This window comes from Frankia sp. CcCS3 (genome assembly GCF_977927575.1).
Genome location: NZ_CDWRCL010000073.1, coordinates 1 through 16,278 on the forward strand (window position 1 = coordinate 1; position 16,278 = coordinate 16,278).

Genomic DNA, 16,278 nt, shown 5'->3' on the forward strand with positions numbered 1-16,278 from the left:
CGATCACAAGATCAGCGACAGATCCGGCGTAGTAGCAGGACCACTGCGGGACCGCCCGGCGCGGTAGGGTCAACGGCCTGCGGCCGGTCGGCGACGATGCGCTGGTAGGCCGGGGACGCTGGTAGGCCGGGGACGAGGAGACAGACAGCCAGTGGCAGGAAGCGCGTCATGACGGAGCGGTCGTCGGACATCCGCGGAGTCGAGCCGGCCGCGCTGTCCGTCCCACCCGGGGACAGGCCGCACCACCCTGGTCAGCCGACCCTCGATCCGGCGATTGCCGTCCCCGCGGCCGGTGAGCCGGCGCCGCCCGGGCGGAGCCCGGGCCGGGCGTTCGGTGCTCGTCCGGCAGCCGTCGCTGGCCTGATCTGCGCGGCGGCGATGGCGCTCGCCGGCTTCCCGCTCGGCCTGCTCTGGGCCGCGACCGCGCCGCACCTGGATCTCGCCGCGGCGTTGGGCGGGCATGAATCGGCGTTCACAGTCCAGAGCGACATCGACGTCCGGTTCGCCCAGATCTGCGCGGTCGCCGGTGTGATCGGCGGTGCCGTGGCGTGCTGGCGGGTCCGGGACGCGGGATGGCCGGTCCCGGTCGGGCTCGCCGCGGGCGGCATCGGCGGCTCGCTGATCGCCGGCTGGATCGGCCACCTGCGGCGCTCGCCCCAGCTGCTGCACGCGCTGCCGAAGGACGCCTCTCCGCTGCTCACCGACCTGGTGGACATGAAGGTCCGCGCGGGCGGGCTCTACTTCGTCATGCCGGTGACCGCCCTGGTCATGCTCCTCGTCGGGCTGTGGGTGACCTCGCGGGCCCGGTCGGACGCCGCCGAGGACAGGCGGGGTCCGACCGCGCCCGGCTACGGGGCTGGGGCTGGGGACTGAGCGTCGATCCCCCCGGACGGGGCGAACGTCCCACGGTTCGGCCCGGGGCCAGTTCGGGTAACGGTCAGTTCGGGCTGGGATCGACTCGGCGCAACTCGCTCGATCCGATGGTGGTGATCTTTTCCAGGAGGCCGATCTCCCGGCGGAGCAGCGCCCGTTCGGCCCGCAGTCGGCTGGCCGCGTCCGGCGCGGCGAGCAGCCCCTGACGTTCGGTGACGTCGGTGACGGCGGCGGCGGCGATCACGTACGAAAGGGCGATCGGGTCGTCGGGGAGGTCCGGCAGCGAGATCTGCACGGTGCCGGTGGCGGCGAGCCGGTCGGCGTAGGTTCGGAGCAGACGCTGGACCGCCGGAACGGTGTCGTCGGTGTCGTCGGTGTCGCCGACGTCCTCCGGCAGGTAATCGACGTCCCCGACGAGGTAGGGCTCGCTGTGCCGGTCCACCGTGCGGATCCGGAACCGGTCACCGCCCACCGTGATGAGCGAGAACCGCCCGTCGGAGTGCTCCTGGACGCCCCGCAGCACGGCGGTGCAGCCCACGTCGTGGATCGCCGGCAGGGCCGGACCCACCTCCCGGCCTCGCCGGATGGCGATCACTCCGAACCGTCGGACCTGGTCAGCGGGCTGCTCGAGCAGTTCCCGCACCAAGATCCGGTACCGTTCCTCGAAGATCTCCAGGGGTAGGACCAGCCCGGGGAGCAGGACCGTCCCGAGCGGAAACAGAGGAAGCCGCTCGCTCAACTGCGGTGCCTTCTTCCTGTCCTGCCCTCTCCGGCCCCGGACGGGACCGGAAGCGGCCGGTGGCGGTCGGGCGAGGACCGCCCGGGGCGGGTCCACGACCAGGAGTCGGACGTTTGTCCCAACTCTGTCCCCCGGTAGCCACGGTGTCCATCCAGGAAGGACTGTGATTCTCACCGGGCGCGGGTTCGGGCGCGGGTTCGGGCGGTGGGCTGGGAGCCCGGACGGTGGGCCGCCGGTGCCTGGGGGCCTTCCATCCGGGTTCGTTCGCGGGAGAATGGCCCGGTGTGGAAAACCGAGCCGGAGCTGCTGGTCGTCTTCCACCGGCCGGACCGGGGCTTCTCGACCGGCACGGGTGCCGATCCACTGGCCGAACTGGCCGTCCTCGGCACCGTGACCTCGGCCCTGCGCCCCCGGCTGGCTCTCGTGGCGCTGCCCCCCTCGCGGGCGCCGGAGGTGGCTGCCCTGTCCGGGGTGTGCGGGGTCTTCGTCGATCAGGTTCCCCCGGCGCTGCGGGAGTCCCTCACCGCCGCCGAGAGCCTGTTCGTCGACGGCTGGCTGGCGCGGAGGGGTGCCAAGCACCGCGATCCCGCGGGTGGTGAGCCCTGGGACACGCCGGGGTACCTCCCGCCCGACCGGCCACCCGGGGCGCCGCCGGCCGGATGACCCCGCGCGGCGGCTCAGAACACGCGCCGGGGGACCGACCATCTCGCACCGGGGCCCGACGAACGCCAGACCATGTGGAGCCGGTCGCCGACGCGGGCGAGCACCTCCAGATGCCCGTCGAAGTTGCTCTGGATCATCGAGACGGCATCCACCCGGCCCAGCTCCGGCGCGAACGGCCGCGGTCCGCTCCAGACCGGGGATGGCGCGCCGTTGTTCCGGTAGAAGTGGATGAGTCCCCGGCCCGCGGCGGGGACGACCACCTCGAAGTTGCGGGAGCCGTCGGGGAAGGCGTTCTGGATGAGCACCGGATTGCCCGTCACGCCCTCGGCGAAGACGGGGCCGGTGCGCCAGACCGCCCTGTTGTCGCGGGTGAGGTGCACGAGCCGGTTGCCGACCCGGGCGACCGCTTCCAACATCCCGTTGCCGCCGCCCAGCGTGCCGTGGATGAGGCTGACGGCGTCGACGCGCCCGAGGTTCGCGCCGAACAGCTTCGGAGTGCTCCACGGAAATCCGTGGATGTCATGGTTGCGCCACAGGTGCAGGATGCCGACGTCCGCGGCGGGCACGAGTAGTTCGAAGTTGCCCTTGCTGCCCAGCCGGCTCTGCACCAGCGACGGAACGCCCCCCACGCCCTGGGCGAGGCGGGTCGGCGGGTGCCAGGCGAAGGCACCGGTGGAGTCCCGCCACAGGAAGTACAGCGCCGAGCCGGCCCGGACGGCGATCTCGAGGGGTCCCGGCCTGGCCAGGGTGCTCTGGATCATGGTGACGGCATCGATCCGGCCGAGCTCCTGGGCCGTCTGCCATGGGGCCATCCAGGGGAAGCCGGCCGCGTCGTTGTCCCGCCAGACGTGGGTCAGCCCGGCGAAGGCCGAGGGGACGACGGCGTCGAAGTTGCTGATCCGGCCGAGCCCCCTGGTCTGGACGAGCGCCGGGTTGCCGCTCACTCCGTGGCCCCAGCCGAGGTGGCTGGGGGTGTAGCGGCACAGCGCGAAACTGTTCGAGCGCATCAGGCAGTCGACGGGCGCGGGCGCGCAGGCGTCGCAGTTGCCGTTTGGGGCGTGGAACGCCCCCCCACCGACCGCCGCAGTCGCACTGGGCGCCCGCGTACTCGTCCGGAGCGCCGAAGATGTGGCCGGTCTCGTGGGTGAAGACCCGGTCGATATTGTCCGGTCCCCAGCCGTCGTTGTCGCAGGACATCACGAGCCGGGGACCACCCACCGAGGAGTACGCGAAGTATCCCAGCGGATACTTGGTGAAGAACGCGCAGTAGGCGGACCGGGTGCCGAGCCGGGCCCGGAGCGCGTCGACGTAGTCGTAGACGCCGTCGAAGCTGGCCGCGTGGCCGAGCCGGCTCATGGTGGGGTCACGCCACAGCGCCTCGAGGTCGGGCGCGTTCGGGTCCGCTGGGACGGGCAGCCGCACGATCTGGATGTCGTAGTGGAAGGTCAGGTCGGCCGCCGGGTTCGTGGTCGCGTACCAGGACAACCCGTTCTGCACCTCGGCCACGATCTTGGTGCGTTCCGCGGCGGTCAGTTGCAGTGCGGTGGTCGGCCCTTCCACGAGGATCAGCCCGACGGCCACCGATCCCTCCAGCGCCGCGCTGGTGGGGGAGGGCGCCTGGGTGGTCTGCGCGGCGGTCCGGGTGTCCGCGGGCGCGGCGGTCGGGCTCTGGGCCTCGGCCCGCCCGTTCGCCTGGGCATGCGGTGTCGTCTGGGCATGCGGGGCCGGCCGGTCCGGATCAGGCGAGCTGCCCCGGGGCGGCGGGATGTCGGTGCAGGGCCGGTCCATGTCCCACGGCCGGCCGTCGCGGGGACGTTCCTGCTTGAGATGCCGGTAGGCGGCGCTGGTCCGCAGACGGAAGGCGTCTAGCCCGAGCGTCTCGGCGCGGCTCAGGCCGGGCGACACCCCGGTGGTCGACACGACGCTGCCGTCCGCGGGGGGGGGAGGACCGTCGCTGCCAGCCGGGCGGCGGCGCGTTCCGCCGTCGCCGTCGCCGTGGAGATGTCCCGAGGCTGGCCCAGCACGTGGACCCTGCCGTAGCGGTGCAGCGGCTGTCGTTCGTTGGCCAGGGTGGGATCGGTTGGCGAGCCGTCGCTCTCGGCGGTCTGGTCGACCCCGTCATCCGAGGATGCGCCGGTGGCTGCGATCGCCGCGAACGCCGCACGGAGTGCTCGGCCCGTTTCCCCGCCGGCCGAGATGATGAGCGCGTGTTCGTCGGCCGGTACGTCCCCCGCCATACTTGATCATTTTCCTTTCGGTGGGGATGGCTGTGCGGAGTTGTATCGTGTTGCGGCTTTGCTGCGCCGGCTTTTGCGAAAACAAGCGCGCAGAGTGCCGATCTGGTACCTTCGCCTGCTTTGGAGTTGAAATGAAATAACTTGCGCGTTTCGAACCCTCCACAGGCCTGTGACCTGCGATGATGCTCTCGATCACGTATTTGTTACTTCATTACGTCCCCTTTGTCCGAAGGGATTGCGCCAACATAGCCGGCGGCGGGCGTCCATCGGCCGGACAGTGGCGCCACGGATCCACCGACTGGGCGGCGCCCAGTCGGATATCGGCTCCGGCGGCTGCCCGTCACCGGCGGCCGCCGGTGACGGGCGACCGCCCGCGTGGCTCGGTGGCTCAGCGGCTCAGCGCCGGTCCGGAGCGAACGGTGCCTGCGCCGATGGCACGTCGGGCCACATGGCCCCGACGGCGGGCCGTTCCGGCACGCCCATGGCCTCGGCCACCTTGCGCATGATGGCTTCCACCAGCCGGACAGCCTGCGGGGTCGCGAGGTTCAGCACGATCTCGGCATCCCCCGCCACCTGGAATCGCACTGAAACGTCCGCCATGACGACTGCCCTTTCCTCGCGGCTCGCCAGCACATTGCGGGCGTGTTGCCACCGGTGACGTTACGGGGCTGGGGCGACCGCCCGCGCGGCGCCCGGGCGCGGCACCGGGCAGTGTGACCGGCTGGCAGGTTGCTGCGACGAAGCGGGTAGGGTCACGGTGGTGACCTTTCCGTCGGCGACAGTGCGTGACTGTGTGGCCGTGCTTGAGCGTTTCTTCCCCCCGTCCTGGGCCGAGTCCTGGGACGCGGTGGGACTGGCGGTGGGTGATCCGGACGCGCCGGTCTCGGCCGTCCTGTTTGCGGTGGATCCGGCCCCAGAGGTGGCGGCCGAGGCCGCCACGGTGGGAGCTCAGCTGCTCGTCACCCACCACCCGCTGGTCCTGCGGGGAATGCACGGCGTCGCCGAGACCGGTCCGGGCGGGCGGGTCGTGGCCACCCTGATCCGGGCCGGCGTCGCCCTGTACACCGTGCACACGAACGCCGATGTCGCCGCGCCGGGCGTGAGTGACGCGCTTGCCGACGCCCTGGGGTTGCGCGACGTCGCCCCGCTGCTCGGCCCGGGACTGCTGCCCGGCCCGGCCCCGCTGCCCGCTCCGGCGGACGCCGGGGCCGACGAGGGCGGTGTCGGTGATGAGGGCGGTGCCGGTGATGAGGGCGGTGCCGGCGGGGCGAGCGTGTGCCGGGGCCTCGGCCGGATCGGTGACCTGCCCGCGGCCGAGTCCCTGGAACGGTTCTGTGCCCGGGTCGTCCGGGCGCTGCCGGCGACGGCGGGCGGGGTCCGGGCGACGGGTACCGCGGACCGGCTCGTCCGGCGGATCGCGGTGTGCGGCGGCTCGGGGGGAGAACTGGTCGCCGCCGCCGAGGCCGCGGGAGCGGACGTCCTCGTCACCGCGGACGGCCGGCATCACCACGTCCTCGACGCCGTCGGTGCGCACGGGGTCGTGGTGGTCGACGTCGCCCACTGGGCGAGTGAATGGCCGTGGCTGAGCCAGGCCGCCACCCGCCTGCGCGCCGGTCTGCGGGCGGGGGGACGTACGGTGAGCACGTCGGTATCCGCTATCGTGACCGATCCCTGGCGGGTGCACGTTCCGTCCCGGTAGGCGGTGCCGGCGGCGCGCAGGCCCGGGTCACGCGAGGCCCGGGTCACGGAGGGCGCCGCGTCGGGTCGGGCCTGGTCGCCCCGGCCTGGTCGGCCAGGTGTAGTCGTTCAGGCGTACCAGTGAGGAATCGATGAAGGCCGACCCAGCAGTTCAGCTCCGCCTGCTCGATCTGCAGGCGCTCGACACCGGTATCGACCGGTCGGTGGCCCGCCGACGCGGTCTGCCGGAGCACGCCGTCATCACCGAGCGCACCGCCGCGCTGACCTCGTTGGACGGTGAGGTCGTCGGGGTGCAGACCGAGCTGAGCGACGTCGCGCGTGCCCAGCGCAAGCTGGAGAATGAGATCGACCTCGTGCGGACCCGTTCGGCCCGTGACTCCCAGCGGCTTGATTCCGGCGCCGTCTCGACGCCGCGTGAGCTGGAGAACCTGCAAGCGGAGCTCGCCTCGCTGACCCGCCGTCAGGGCGTGCTCGAGGACGACGCGCTCGAGAAGATGGAGATCGTCGAGGGCTTGGAGAGCCGGCTCTCCGCGTTGTCCCAGCAGCGATCGGCCCTGCAGGCCGAGCTCGACGCGGCGGTGGCCGCGCGGGACAAGGCTTACGCCGAGATCGACGTCGAGGTGGCGCGGCTGCGCCACGACCGCGACGCTCTCGTCCCGGAGCTGCCCGAGGCGCTGGTCGCGCTGTACGAGCGGATCCGGGCGTCCTCCAGCGGAGTGGGCGCCGCGGCCCTGCTGCGCCGCCGCTGCCAGGGTTGTCATCTCGAGCTGTCGGGCGGCGACCTGCGCGCCGTGGCGGCGGCGCCGGCAGATGAGGTGGTGCGCTGCGAGGAGTGCCGGCGCATCCTGGTCCGTACCCCCGAATCGGGGCTGTAGCACCGTCGGCGGGACCGCCCGCCTCGGGGTCAGACGAGGGGAGCATGTAGATGGGCACCGTGCGCAGGCTGGTCATCGAGGCCGACGGCGGGTCGCGGGGCAACCCGGGCCCGGCGGGCTACGGAGCCGTGGTCCGCGACGCCGGCTCGGGGAAGCTGCTGGCCGAGCGCGCGGACTCGATCGGGCGCGCCACGAACAACGTCGCCGAGTACTCCGGGCTGATCGCCGGGCTGCGGGCCGCCGCTGAGATCGCCCCGGACGCCGAGGTGGAGGTTCGGATGGACTCCAAGCTCGTTGTCGAGCAGATGAGCGGCCGGTGGAAGGTCAAGCATCCGGCGATGCGGCCGCTGGTGGTTGAGGCGACGGAACTCGCCGCCCGGTTCCCCGCGGTCCGTTTCCAGTGGGTGCCCCGCGCGCGCAACGCCGACGCCGATCGGCTCGCGAACGAGGCGATGGACGCCGCCGCCGCCGGGCGGCCCTGGGAACCCGCGGTCCCGCAGTCCCCGGACCCGGTCCCGCACCGCGCGCCGACGACAAACCGGCTCTCCGGCTGGATGGCGCCGCCCGCACCACCGACGACGACCGTGTTGCTGCGTCACGGGCAGACCCCGCTCTCGGTGGAGAAGCGGTTCAGCGGGACGGTCGAAGCGGCCCTGACCGACGTCGGGCTCGGCCAGGCCGCGGCCGTGGCGAACCGGCTGCGCGACGAGCCGTTCGATCTCGTCGTCAGTTCGCCGCTGAAGCGGGCCCGGCAGACCGCCGAGGCCCTCGGCCGCGACTATGTCGTCGTCGACGATCTGCGGGAGACCGACTTCGGCGCCTGGGAGGGGCTGACCTTCGCCGAGGTGCGTGAGAAGTTCCCCGACGAGCTCAATGCCTGGCTCGCCGACCCGCACGTCCCGCCGCCCGGCGGGGAGAGCCTGATCGCCACCGTGGCCCGGGTGGCGAGGGTGCGTGACCGGCTGCTCGCCGAGCAGCCGGGCGGGCGGGTCCTCGTCGTCTCACACGTCACGCCGATCAAGGGGTTGGCCCAGCTGGCGCTGGCGGCGGAACCGGCCGTGCTCTACCGCCTCCACCTGGATCTGGTGTCGATGACGACCATCGACTGGTACTCCGACGGCCCGGCGGTGCTACGCGGGTTCAACGACACCCATCACATGACGGGCCAGACGATCTACGGCGAGTAGGGGCAGCTCAGGCGGGTTGAGGCGGGGCCGGCTCCGGCGGAAGATCGTGCTCCTCGAGATAGTAGGCGATGGATGCGTCCCAGACCCATTCCCCCCAGGCGCCGTCGTATGGAATGGTCTCCTCCAGGACGCCGAACTCGTCACGGCGTCTCGAGGTCGTCCACACGTTACCGCGGTCGTCGGCCCAGGCCAGCTCGGTCGGTGCCGTCACCGCGACCCCGAGTTCGTCCGCGACCTTCTGGGCCACGGGGTTGTCGCCCTGCCCGGTCTCGCAGGACAGCAGCCGCACCGGTCGGCCGCGCCAGTTCTCGTCGGCGCGGATGAGCGCGCTGAGCTGCCGGGCGTCGAGCGCGACCTTGCCGACCCGGAATCCCGACGGGTCGCCATGCAGGTCGGCTGTGTAGGTTCCCGGGACCGGCTCGGCGGCCATCGCGGTCCTCCGCATGTCCGTGTCGGACTGCTCGAAGAAGGCGCGTCCATCTCGAGTCCGGAGGCTTTCCCGCCAGATCCTCGTGAGCCGCCACCCCAGCTTCTCCGGTCCGGCCGGCCGATCCTGCTTCCTGGCCGCGTCCATCTCACCGCCGGGCCCGCGGTCGAGCAGCGCGAGCTTGCGTTCCACCGGCGAAGGATCGGTGGACCGCGGGTCCTCTGCCGACCGACGGTCGGCCGGCCACGGGGCACGATCACCCGAGGTGTTCCGTCGATCGAGCGCGTCCAGCTTGGCGTCGATCCTGGAACGTTCCGTCTCCGGCCGCGCCGAGCCTTCAGGGGCCGAGCCTGCGGATGCCAAGCCATCGGATTCGGTGTCGTCGGCGGAAACGGGGGAGTCTGCCTCCGATGATGTGAGCCGGTCGAGCAGCCGCGCCTTCACCTCGGCCTGGCTCGGCCCGGCCCCCGGTCTCCCGGGAGCGGCCGGTGCATCGATGCTCGCATCCGGCCGTTCGATCGACATTGCCACCTACCGTAGCAGTGTCGCCACATCATGGCTAGAAACGATCAGTAAGAAGACTTGTCCCCTGATGGATGAGATGTACGTTATGGTAGGCGGCTGGCCTCGTTCCGGAGCCGGTTTCGCGACTCGGACGCGTGGGGGGCGTGGTGGACGGCGCGTTGCGCGCACAGATTGTGAGGTTGGCGCGGGCGTCGCGGAACTTCGGCTTCCTGCTCGACCACGAGCCGCTGCTCGTCCTGTTCGGGGCGAGCGCCGAGTCGTACATCTACCCCGATCCGAACACGTCCCTGATGAAGGCGCGCCAGTTCGGCGAGGCGTTGGCCGAGCGGATGGTTGCCGAGACCGGAACGCGGGCCCGTGGAAACCACCAGGTGGACCGGGTCAACGCGTTGGCCAGGGCCGGTCTGCTGGAGCCTCGCATCAAGCGGGCGTTCGACGCTGTTCGCCGCACGGGCAACGAGGCGGTGCACGGCCATTTCGGTGAGGTCCGGGTGGCGCTCACGATGGTGGGTCACTGCTTCGAGCTGGGGGTGTGGTTCCACCGCTTTCTCACCGGCGACCGGACGGTGTTTGCCTTCGTCCCGCCGGCCGCCCCGGACCCGTCGGCGGCGTCGGCGGCGCCGTCTGCCGCGGAGGCGACCGAGCTACGCCGGCTGCGCGAGGAGCTCGCCGCCTACCGGGATCGCCTGGCTGAGACGGGGCTCCGCCTCGACGGCAGCCATGACCGGCTGGCGGCGGAGCGGACCGCCCGGGCGGAGGCCGAGCAGGCACTCGCCCACGCTCAGGCGGAGATGCAGGCGCTGCATTCCACCGTTGTGGATCTCCATGGGCGGATCTCGACGCTCACGGTGGTCTCTTCCGCGGACCGGTCCGATGCGCAGGTCGGTGGTGCGGTCGAGGGGATGGTGTTCGACGCCGACGCCGACGCGATGTCGGTGCGTGAGGTGCTGTCCCCGCAGACCGGCGTGCGGGTATCCGGGGTGGGCGGCCGTGAGCGGCGGACGACGGCGGACGAGCGTGAGGCGTTCATCCAACGGGCCAGGGTGGCGGCCCGCGAGCCGCGCACGGAGGTCCAGGTCCGGGCCGAGGTCGACCGGATGCTGTGGGCGGCCGGATGGGTCGTGCAGGACGTCTCCGCGCTGAACCTGTTCGCCGCCGACGGGGTGGCGGTGCGTGAGGGGCGCACGGCCTCCGGTCCGGCCGACTACTTGCTGTACGTCAACCAGACGCTGGTCGGTGTGATCGAGGCGAAGCGGGAGGGGACGCCGCTCACCCAGGTAGAGAGCCAGTCCGCCCGATACGCGGAGACGTTGACGAAGGAGCAGCGGATGGCCGCCTGGCGTGCCCCGCTGCCGTTCCGGTACGAGACAACGGCGGTGGAGACCCAGTTCACCAACGACCTCGACCCCGCACCGAGAGCCCGGCGGGTCTTCTCCTTCCATCAGCCGGCGACACTGGCCCGATGGATGCGGGAGGCCGACGAGGACCCGGCGTACCCGACCCTGCGGGCCAGGCTCGCCGCGATGCCGGCGGCGTTTCCGCTGGCCACCGGGTCGCTGCGGCCGGCGCAGGTCGACGCGGTGACCGGGCTGGAACGTTCGCTCGCCGCCGGCCGGCCGCGGGCGCTGATCCAGATGGCGACCGGTGCGGGAAAGACGTACGCGGCCGTGACCGCGAGCTGCCGGCTGCTGCGCCACGCGCGGGCCCGCCACGTCCTGTTCCTGGTGGACCGCAACAACCTGGGCCGGCAGGCGCGCACCGAGTTCTCCGGCTACCCGATCCCGGATGACGGCCGCCGGTTCACCGACCTGTACAACGCCGAGATCCTCGCCGGCTCGGGGATGGCCGACTCCTGGCAGGTGGTTATCTCGACGGTCCAGCGGCTGTACGCGGTGCTGTCGGGCCGCAGCGTGCCGGATGCCGACACCGACGACCCGGACCTCGACGACGGCCCGGCGGAGATGGGCGACGAGGACGCCGAGCCGGCCGCCGTGTCCTACAACGCCGACCTGCCGCCGGAGAGTTTCGACCTCATCATCATCGACGAGTGTCACCGTTCCATCTACGGGAAATGGCGGGCGGTGCTGGAGTACTTCGAGGCCTTCCAGGTCGGGCTCACCGCGACTCCGACGAAGCAGACGCTGGGGTACTTCCAGCGGAACCTGGTAAGCGAGTACACCAACCAGCAGGCGGTGGCGGACAAGGTCAACGTCGACTTCGACGTCTACCGCATCCGCACGAAGCATGGCGAGCGGGGCGACACCATCGAGGCCGGCATCACCGTGCCGCGCCGTGACCGGCGGACCCGGGCGCAGCGGTACGAGGAGCTGGACGACGACTTCAGCTACGGCCCGAACCAGCTCGGCCGATCCGTCATCAGCGAGGGAAACCTCGACCTGGTGCTCACGACGTTCCGGGACAGGCTGTTCACCGAGATCTTCCCGGGCCGCACCGAGGTGCCGAAGACGCTGGTGTTCGCCCGCGACGACAACCACGCTGGCGAGATCGTCCGCAGGATCCGGGAGGTCTTCAACCGGGGCAACGACTTCGCCGCGAAAATCACCTACTCGGTACGGAACACCGAGGAGCTGCTGGCCTCGTTCCGGAACTCGGCGGAGCTCCGCGTCGTCGTCACCGTCGACATGATCTCCACCGGGACGGATGTGCGTCCGCTGGAATGCCTGCTGTTCCTGCGCAACCCGAAGAGCCCGGTCGCCTTCGAGCAGATGAAGGGGCGCGGCGCGCGGACGATCGACCCGACCGAGTTCCAGAGCGTCACCCCGGACGTGCGCACCAAGGACCGGTTCGTACTGGTCGACGCGATCGGCGTCGTCGACACGAAGCGGGTGGACGCGGCCCCACTGACCCGGCATACCGAACGGCAGATCAGCCTGGAGGCGTTGCTGCGCAAGGCCGGCAGCCTGGAGATCACCGCAGCGGAAACGGCGACACTCGCCTCCCGGCTCGCCCGGCTCAACCAGCAGCTCACCGCCGAGGAACGTACCGAGCTGGAGGCCCTCGCGCAGACGCCGCTGACGTCCGTGATCGGCAGCCTGATCCAGGCCGCCGACCCGGACCGGCTGGCCGACGCCGAGGCCGCCGGCCCGGCCGCTATCCGCGAGCTGGTGAAGGCGGCGGTGCGCCCGCTGGCGGCCAATCCCGCCCTACGCGCCCGCATGCTGGAGATCCGCCGCGCCCACGAGATCACCATCGACGAGGTGAACGCGGACGTCCTGCTCTCCGCCGGGGGCGTCGACCGGACCGAGCTGGCGCGCGATCAGGTCACCTCCTGGCGGGCGTTCCTCCGCGAGCACCACGACGAGATCGCTCTGATCGAGGCGTCCTACGAGCACGGCGGCGGGCCGCGGCCAGTGTACGCCCAGGTGATCGAGCTGGCGGCGCGGATCGCCCGACCACCGTACCTGTGGTCGCCGACTACGCTGTGGCGGTCGTACCGGGTGCTGGGGCTGGCGCCGGAGGAGCCGGAGGTAAATTACGGACCATTGGATCTGATCGGGCTGATCCGCTATGAGCTGGGCGTTGACGTCCAGCCGCGACCCCACCGGACCGTCGTCGAGGAGCGGTTCACCGCCTGGCTCGCCGCGCAGCGGCACGTCGGCGTCACGTTCACCCGCGACCAGACGTGGTGGCTGGAGAAGATCAAGGAGATCGTGGTGAGTGCGGCGGGCTTCGCTGACGGCGACTTGGACGAGTGGCCGTTCACTCAACGCGGCGGAACGGACGGTTTCCTGGCCGCCTTCGGTAATGACCGCGCCAGCACCGTCCTCGACACCCTCCGCGCCGGCCTCACCGCATGACCGACCTCCCCCCCGGCTGGGAATGGGCCTGTCTGGAAGACCTGCTGGCGGTAGAACCCAGAGCCATCACCGACGGGCCTTTTGGGTCGAACCTGGCTTCGCGCCACTACACTTCGTCGGGTGCCAGAGTGATTCGCCTTCAGAACATTGGTGACGGTGCTTTCAACGACAGCGACAAGGCTTATATAGACCTCGATCATTTCGAGGAGTTGCGTGCGCACGAAGTGCACGCGGGTGACCTCGTTGCTGCCTCGCTGGGTGGGGAACTCCCTCGGGCATGTATTGTTCCGGATCTCGGAGTACCAGCTGTCGTGAAGGCCGATTGTATTCGGGTTCGGCCCCACCCTTCCATCGAACCGAGTTGGCTGCTTCATGCCCTGACCTCACCGCAGTCTCGAAGATATTCGGCGTCCAAGATCAGGGGAGTCGGTCGACCTCGTCTTGGCCTCGGGGAGCTGCGACGTGTACCTCTCCCGGTGCCTCCGTTGGTCGAGCAGCGCCGCATTGTCGCAGTCCTCGAAGGGTCGCTTGAGAGAATCAGGCAAGGCGTAGGCGGGTTGGAACGTACGTTATTGCGAATTGATCATCTGCGAAGTTCGTTGCTGTCGGCGGTGTGCTTCGGCAGGGTTGGTCGGTGGGCCGACGCGCCACGTGTCACATTTCTTCATGATCGAGTGTCGGTAGACGGTGATGTTCCGGGGATTCCACTGGAGTGGCACTGGTGCCGTCTTGGAGAGATCGCCGACGTGGTGGGTGGGGTGACCAAGGACGGCAAGAAGAAATCCGACCCGGACCTTCCTGAGGTTCCGTACCTGCGTGTGGCGAATGTGCAGCGAGGTTATCTGGATCTTGCGAAGATATCGACGATCCGGGTGCCCGCAGCCAAGGCTCGTGCGCTCACTCTTCAGCCGGGCGATGTTCTTCTGAACGAAGGTGGGGACCGCGATAAGCTTGGACGTGGGTGGGTGTGGGACGGGCAGATCGACGGATGTATTCACCAGAACCATGTATTTCGAGTTCGTCTGTATGACGGAATTCTGCATCCGAAGCTGCTCGCTTGGCATGCCAACGAGTTCGGTCAGGGCTGGTGCGAGAAAAATGGTCGGCAGAGCGTCAACCTCGCCTCGATCAGCTTGTCCCAGATCAAGCGGCTTCCCGTTCCGATTCCCCCGGTAGAAGCACAGGCTGATCTGGTCAGCGCAGCCGAAGAATGGCTGAGTGTCCTGGACACCGGCGAGCGTCTGGTGCGTGGAGGTCTCGCGAAGGCTACCGTGCTACGGAAGGCGTTGTTGGCGGAGGCATTCACGGGGCGGCTGGTGGCGCAGGATCCGGCGGATGAGTCGGCGTCGGTGTTGTTGGAGCGGATCCGGGCGGAGCGGGCGGGTGCGGTGAAGGCGCCGAGGCGGCGGCCACGCAAGCTTCCGGCGCAGGAGGGGCAGTCTGCGGCGGCGGTGGGGACCGCGTCCCGGCCGATGGGAGAGTGGGCCTCCGTCGTGTCCGCGCCGATGCTGCCGCTCGACGATGTTGCCATCGATAACGACAAGGATGTGCTGGGGTGAGCGCGAAGGCACGGCAGCTCGTCGCGAAGCTGTGGAACTACTGCGACGTGCTGCGCGATGACGGCGTCTCCACCATCGACTACGTCGAGCAGTTGACCTACCTGCTGTTCCTGAAGATGGCGCACGAGCGGGCTTACCGGAGCTTCAACCCGGACGTAGCCCTGCGGCCAGTCGCGGACCGGTGGCAGAAGCTGCTCGACTACGACGGCGACGACCTGGGGACCGCGTACCGACACACCTTGGAGGATCTCGCCAAGGAGGCGGGCATGCTCGGCGTGATCTTCCGCAAGGCGCAGAACCGCATCCAGGATCCGGCGAAGCTCAAGCGGCTTATCGTCGATCTGATTGAGAAGGAGGAGTGGTCGTCGACCGGTGTCGACGTGAAGGGTGACGCCTATGAGGAGCTGCTGGCCAAGAGCGCCGAGGATATCAAGTCCGGCGCCGGCCAGTACTTCACTCCCCGCGCACTGACCGCGGCCATGGTCGACTGCCTCCAGCCGGGTCCGGACGACACGGTCTTCGATCCTGCCTGCGGCACCGGCGGCTTCCTGCTGGCCGCCGCCGACTACATCCAGCGCCATCATGGCGCCACGCTGTCGCCGGAGCAGCGCGCCGGCTTCAGCCGCGGAAAGATCCGGGGTATGGAGCTGGTAGACGGCACCGCCCGGCTCGCCGCGATGAACATGCTGCTGCACGGCATCGGCCACCCCAACGGCAACACCCTCATCGACGTCGGGGACGCGCTCGCCGGCCGGTACGGCGGGAATCCGACGATGATCCTCGCCAACCCGCCGTTCGGCAAGAAGTCCTCAATCACCGTGATCGGTGAGGACGGCCGCGCTGGCCGGGACGATATTGCGTACAGCCGGCAGGACTTCTGGACGACGACCACGAACAAGCAGCTCAACTTCGTCCAGCACATCGCGTCGTCGCTGGACGTGGACGGCCGGGCCGCCGTCGTCGTGCCCGACAACGTGCTGTTCGAGGGCGGGGCGGGGGAAACGGTCCGCCGCCGGCTGCTGGCGGAATACGACGTCCACACCCTGCTGCGGCTGCCCACCGGTATCTTCTACGCCGGCGGGGTCAAGGCGAACGTGCTGTTCTTCGACAGGCGCCGGGCTCGGCCGGGCACGCCGTGGACGGCGACCCTGTGGGTGTACGACCTGCGGGTCGGCCAGCACTTCACGTTGAAGCAGAATCCGCTGCGCCGCGAGCACCTCGGCGACTTCGTCGCCTGCTACCGGCCGGGGGAACCGCGCGGCACCCGCACCGAGTCCGAGCGGTTCCGCCCGTTCGACTACGATGAGCTGGCCGCTCGGGACAAGGCGAACCTCGACATCACCTGGCTGCGCGACCCCAGCCTTGACGACGCCGACAGCCTGCTACCTCCCGACGTCATCGCCCGTGAGATCGTTGAGGAGCTCCAGGCCGCCCTGGTCGAGTTCTCCGCCATCGCAGATGCCCTCGCGGCCAACCGCTCCGCCGACGCCACCGCTACACCGGACGATGCCGCCTCGTCCGACTGAGACCTTGCGGTGTGAAAGGGCCTGACGCGCCGCGACCCCATCCCGTGGTCCGCGTCGCGGGTTCGACACGGACGTTTAGTCCACCACGTCTGGACGCAGCCCTACACCGCAGCCTAGGGTCTGTTTGGTAAGTACGTCCCGGGGCTGGCCG

Annotated in this window: 15 protein-coding genes; 9 read left to right on the forward strand and 6 right to left on the reverse strand. The window is 70.3% G+C overall.

Annotation, left to right across the window (positions count from 1 at the left end; all coding sequences use genetic code 11):
* Positions 1 to 11: 11 nt before the first annotated feature.
* Positions 12 to 170 carry a hypothetical protein gene (locus AC08OQ_RS08975; RefSeq protein WP_476611980.1) on the reverse strand — a complete coding sequence of 53 codons (159 nt, stop codon included), beginning with the start codon at positions 168 to 170 and terminating at the stop codon, positions 12 to 14.
* Here AC08OQ_RS08975 and AC08OQ_RS08980 point away from each other — a divergent pair.
* Positions 169 to 873 carry a hypothetical protein gene (locus tag AC08OQ_RS08980; RefSeq protein ID WP_476601518.1) on the forward strand — a complete coding sequence of 235 codons (705 nt, stop codon included), beginning with the start codon at positions 169 to 171 and terminating at the stop codon, positions 871 to 873. The genes AC08OQ_RS08975 and AC08OQ_RS08980 overlap by 2 nt on opposite strands.
* A gap of 64 nt (positions 874 to 937) precedes the next feature.
* Here AC08OQ_RS08980 and AC08OQ_RS08985 read toward each other — a convergent pair whose 3' ends face one another.
* Positions 938 to 1,612 (reverse strand): LON peptidase substrate-binding domain-containing protein, encoded by a 675-nt coding sequence (locus AC08OQ_RS08985; RefSeq protein ID WP_476601519.1) that lies wholly within the window; start codon positions 1,610 to 1,612, stop codon positions 938 to 940.
* A gap of 282 nt (positions 1,613 to 1,894) precedes the next feature.
* Here AC08OQ_RS08985 and AC08OQ_RS08990 point away from each other — a divergent pair, with 282 nt between their 5' ends.
* Positions 1,895 to 2,275, forward strand: coding sequence for a hypothetical protein (locus tag AC08OQ_RS08990; RefSeq protein WP_476601520.1), 381 nt, complete (start codon positions 1,895 to 1,897; stop codon positions 2,273 to 2,275).
* 14 nt (positions 2,276 to 2,289) lie between these two features.
* Here AC08OQ_RS08990 and AC08OQ_RS08995 read toward each other — a convergent pair whose 3' ends face one another.
* The gene (locus AC08OQ_RS08995) at positions 2,290 to 3,282 is read right to left on the reverse strand and encodes a DUF8189 domain-containing protein (RefSeq protein WP_476601521.1); all 993 of its coding nucleotides are present in this window, start codon (positions 3,280 to 3,282) and stop codon (positions 2,290 to 2,292) included.
* A 458-nt stretch (positions 3,283 to 3,740) separates the two neighbouring features.
* Between AC08OQ_RS08995 and AC08OQ_RS09000 the strand changes: the two genes are divergently transcribed.
* Complete coding sequence (locus AC08OQ_RS09000; RefSeq protein WP_476601522.1) at positions 3,741 to 4,112, forward strand: hypothetical protein; 372 nt, start codon at positions 3,741 to 3,743, stop codon at positions 4,110 to 4,112.
* A gap of 52 nt (positions 4,113 to 4,164) precedes the next feature.
* On the opposite strand, the gene AC08OQ_RS09005 is transcribed toward AC08OQ_RS09000, so the two are convergent.
* Both AC08OQ_RS09005 and AC08OQ_RS09010 read right to left on the reverse strand, forming a co-directional pair.
* Positions 4,165 to 4,512: a hypothetical protein gene (locus tag AC08OQ_RS09005; RefSeq protein ID WP_476601523.1), complete on the reverse strand. Its 348-nt coding sequence runs from the start codon at positions 4,510 to 4,512 to the stop codon at positions 4,165 to 4,167.
* A 396-nt stretch (positions 4,513 to 4,908) separates the two neighbouring features.
* Entirely contained in the window at positions 4,909 to 5,112 is a 204-nt protein-coding gene (locus AC08OQ_RS09010) for a hypothetical protein (protein ID WP_462187649.1), read from the reverse strand.
* A gap of 160 nt (positions 5,113 to 5,272) precedes the next feature.
* Here AC08OQ_RS09010 and AC08OQ_RS09015 point away from each other — a divergent pair, with 160 nt between their 5' ends.
* From AC08OQ_RS09015 to AC08OQ_RS09025, 3 genes are all read left to right on the forward strand, one after another.
* Complete coding sequence (locus AC08OQ_RS09015) at positions 5,273 to 6,211, forward strand: Nif3-like dinuclear metal center hexameric protein (RefSeq protein WP_476601524.1); 939 nt, start codon at positions 5,273 to 5,275, stop codon at positions 6,209 to 6,211.
* Positions 6,212 to 6,341: 130 nt separating this feature from the next.
* Positions 6,342 to 7,085, forward strand: coding sequence for a zinc ribbon domain-containing protein (locus AC08OQ_RS09020; protein WP_476601525.1), 744 nt, complete (start codon positions 6,342 to 6,344; stop codon positions 7,083 to 7,085).
* A gap of 50 nt (positions 7,086 to 7,135) precedes the next feature.
* Positions 7,136 to 8,272, forward strand: a complete 1,137-nt coding sequence (locus AC08OQ_RS09025) for a bifunctional RNase H/acid phosphatase (protein ID WP_476601526.1) — start codon at positions 7,136 to 7,138, stop codon at positions 8,270 to 8,272.
* Positions 8,273 to 8,279: 7 nt separating this feature from the next.
* Here AC08OQ_RS09025 and AC08OQ_RS09030 read toward each other — a convergent pair whose 3' ends face one another.
* A complete protein-coding gene (locus AC08OQ_RS09030; RefSeq protein WP_476605009.1) occupies positions 8,280 to 9,224 on the reverse strand; it encodes a hypothetical protein in 945 nt (314 codons plus the stop codon).
* A 179-nt stretch (positions 9,225 to 9,403) separates the two neighbouring features.
* On the opposite strand from AC08OQ_RS09030, the gene AC08OQ_RS09035 reads away from it, so the two are divergent.
* The 3 genes from AC08OQ_RS09035 to AC08OQ_RS09045 all read left to right on the forward strand — a co-directional run bounded on the left by AC08OQ_RS09035 (position 9,404) and on the right by AC08OQ_RS09045 (position 16,127).
* Entirely contained in the window at positions 9,404 to 13,042 is a 3,639-nt protein-coding gene (locus AC08OQ_RS09035; protein WP_476611981.1) for a DEAD/DEAH box helicase family protein, read from the forward strand.
* A gap of 485 nt (positions 13,043 to 13,527) precedes the next feature.
* Positions 13,528 to 14,601 (forward strand): restriction endonuclease subunit S, encoded by a 1,074-nt coding sequence (locus AC08OQ_RS09040; RefSeq protein ID WP_476611982.1) that lies wholly within the window; start codon positions 13,528 to 13,530, stop codon positions 14,599 to 14,601.
* Positions 14,598 to 16,127: a class I SAM-dependent DNA methyltransferase gene (locus tag AC08OQ_RS09045; RefSeq protein ID WP_476601701.1), complete on the forward strand. Its 1,530-nt coding sequence runs from the start codon at positions 14,598 to 14,600 to the stop codon at positions 16,125 to 16,127. The genes AC08OQ_RS09040 and AC08OQ_RS09045 overlap by 4 nt, the downstream gene beginning before the upstream one ends.
* The last annotated feature ends 151 nt before the right edge of the window (positions 16,128 to 16,278 follow it).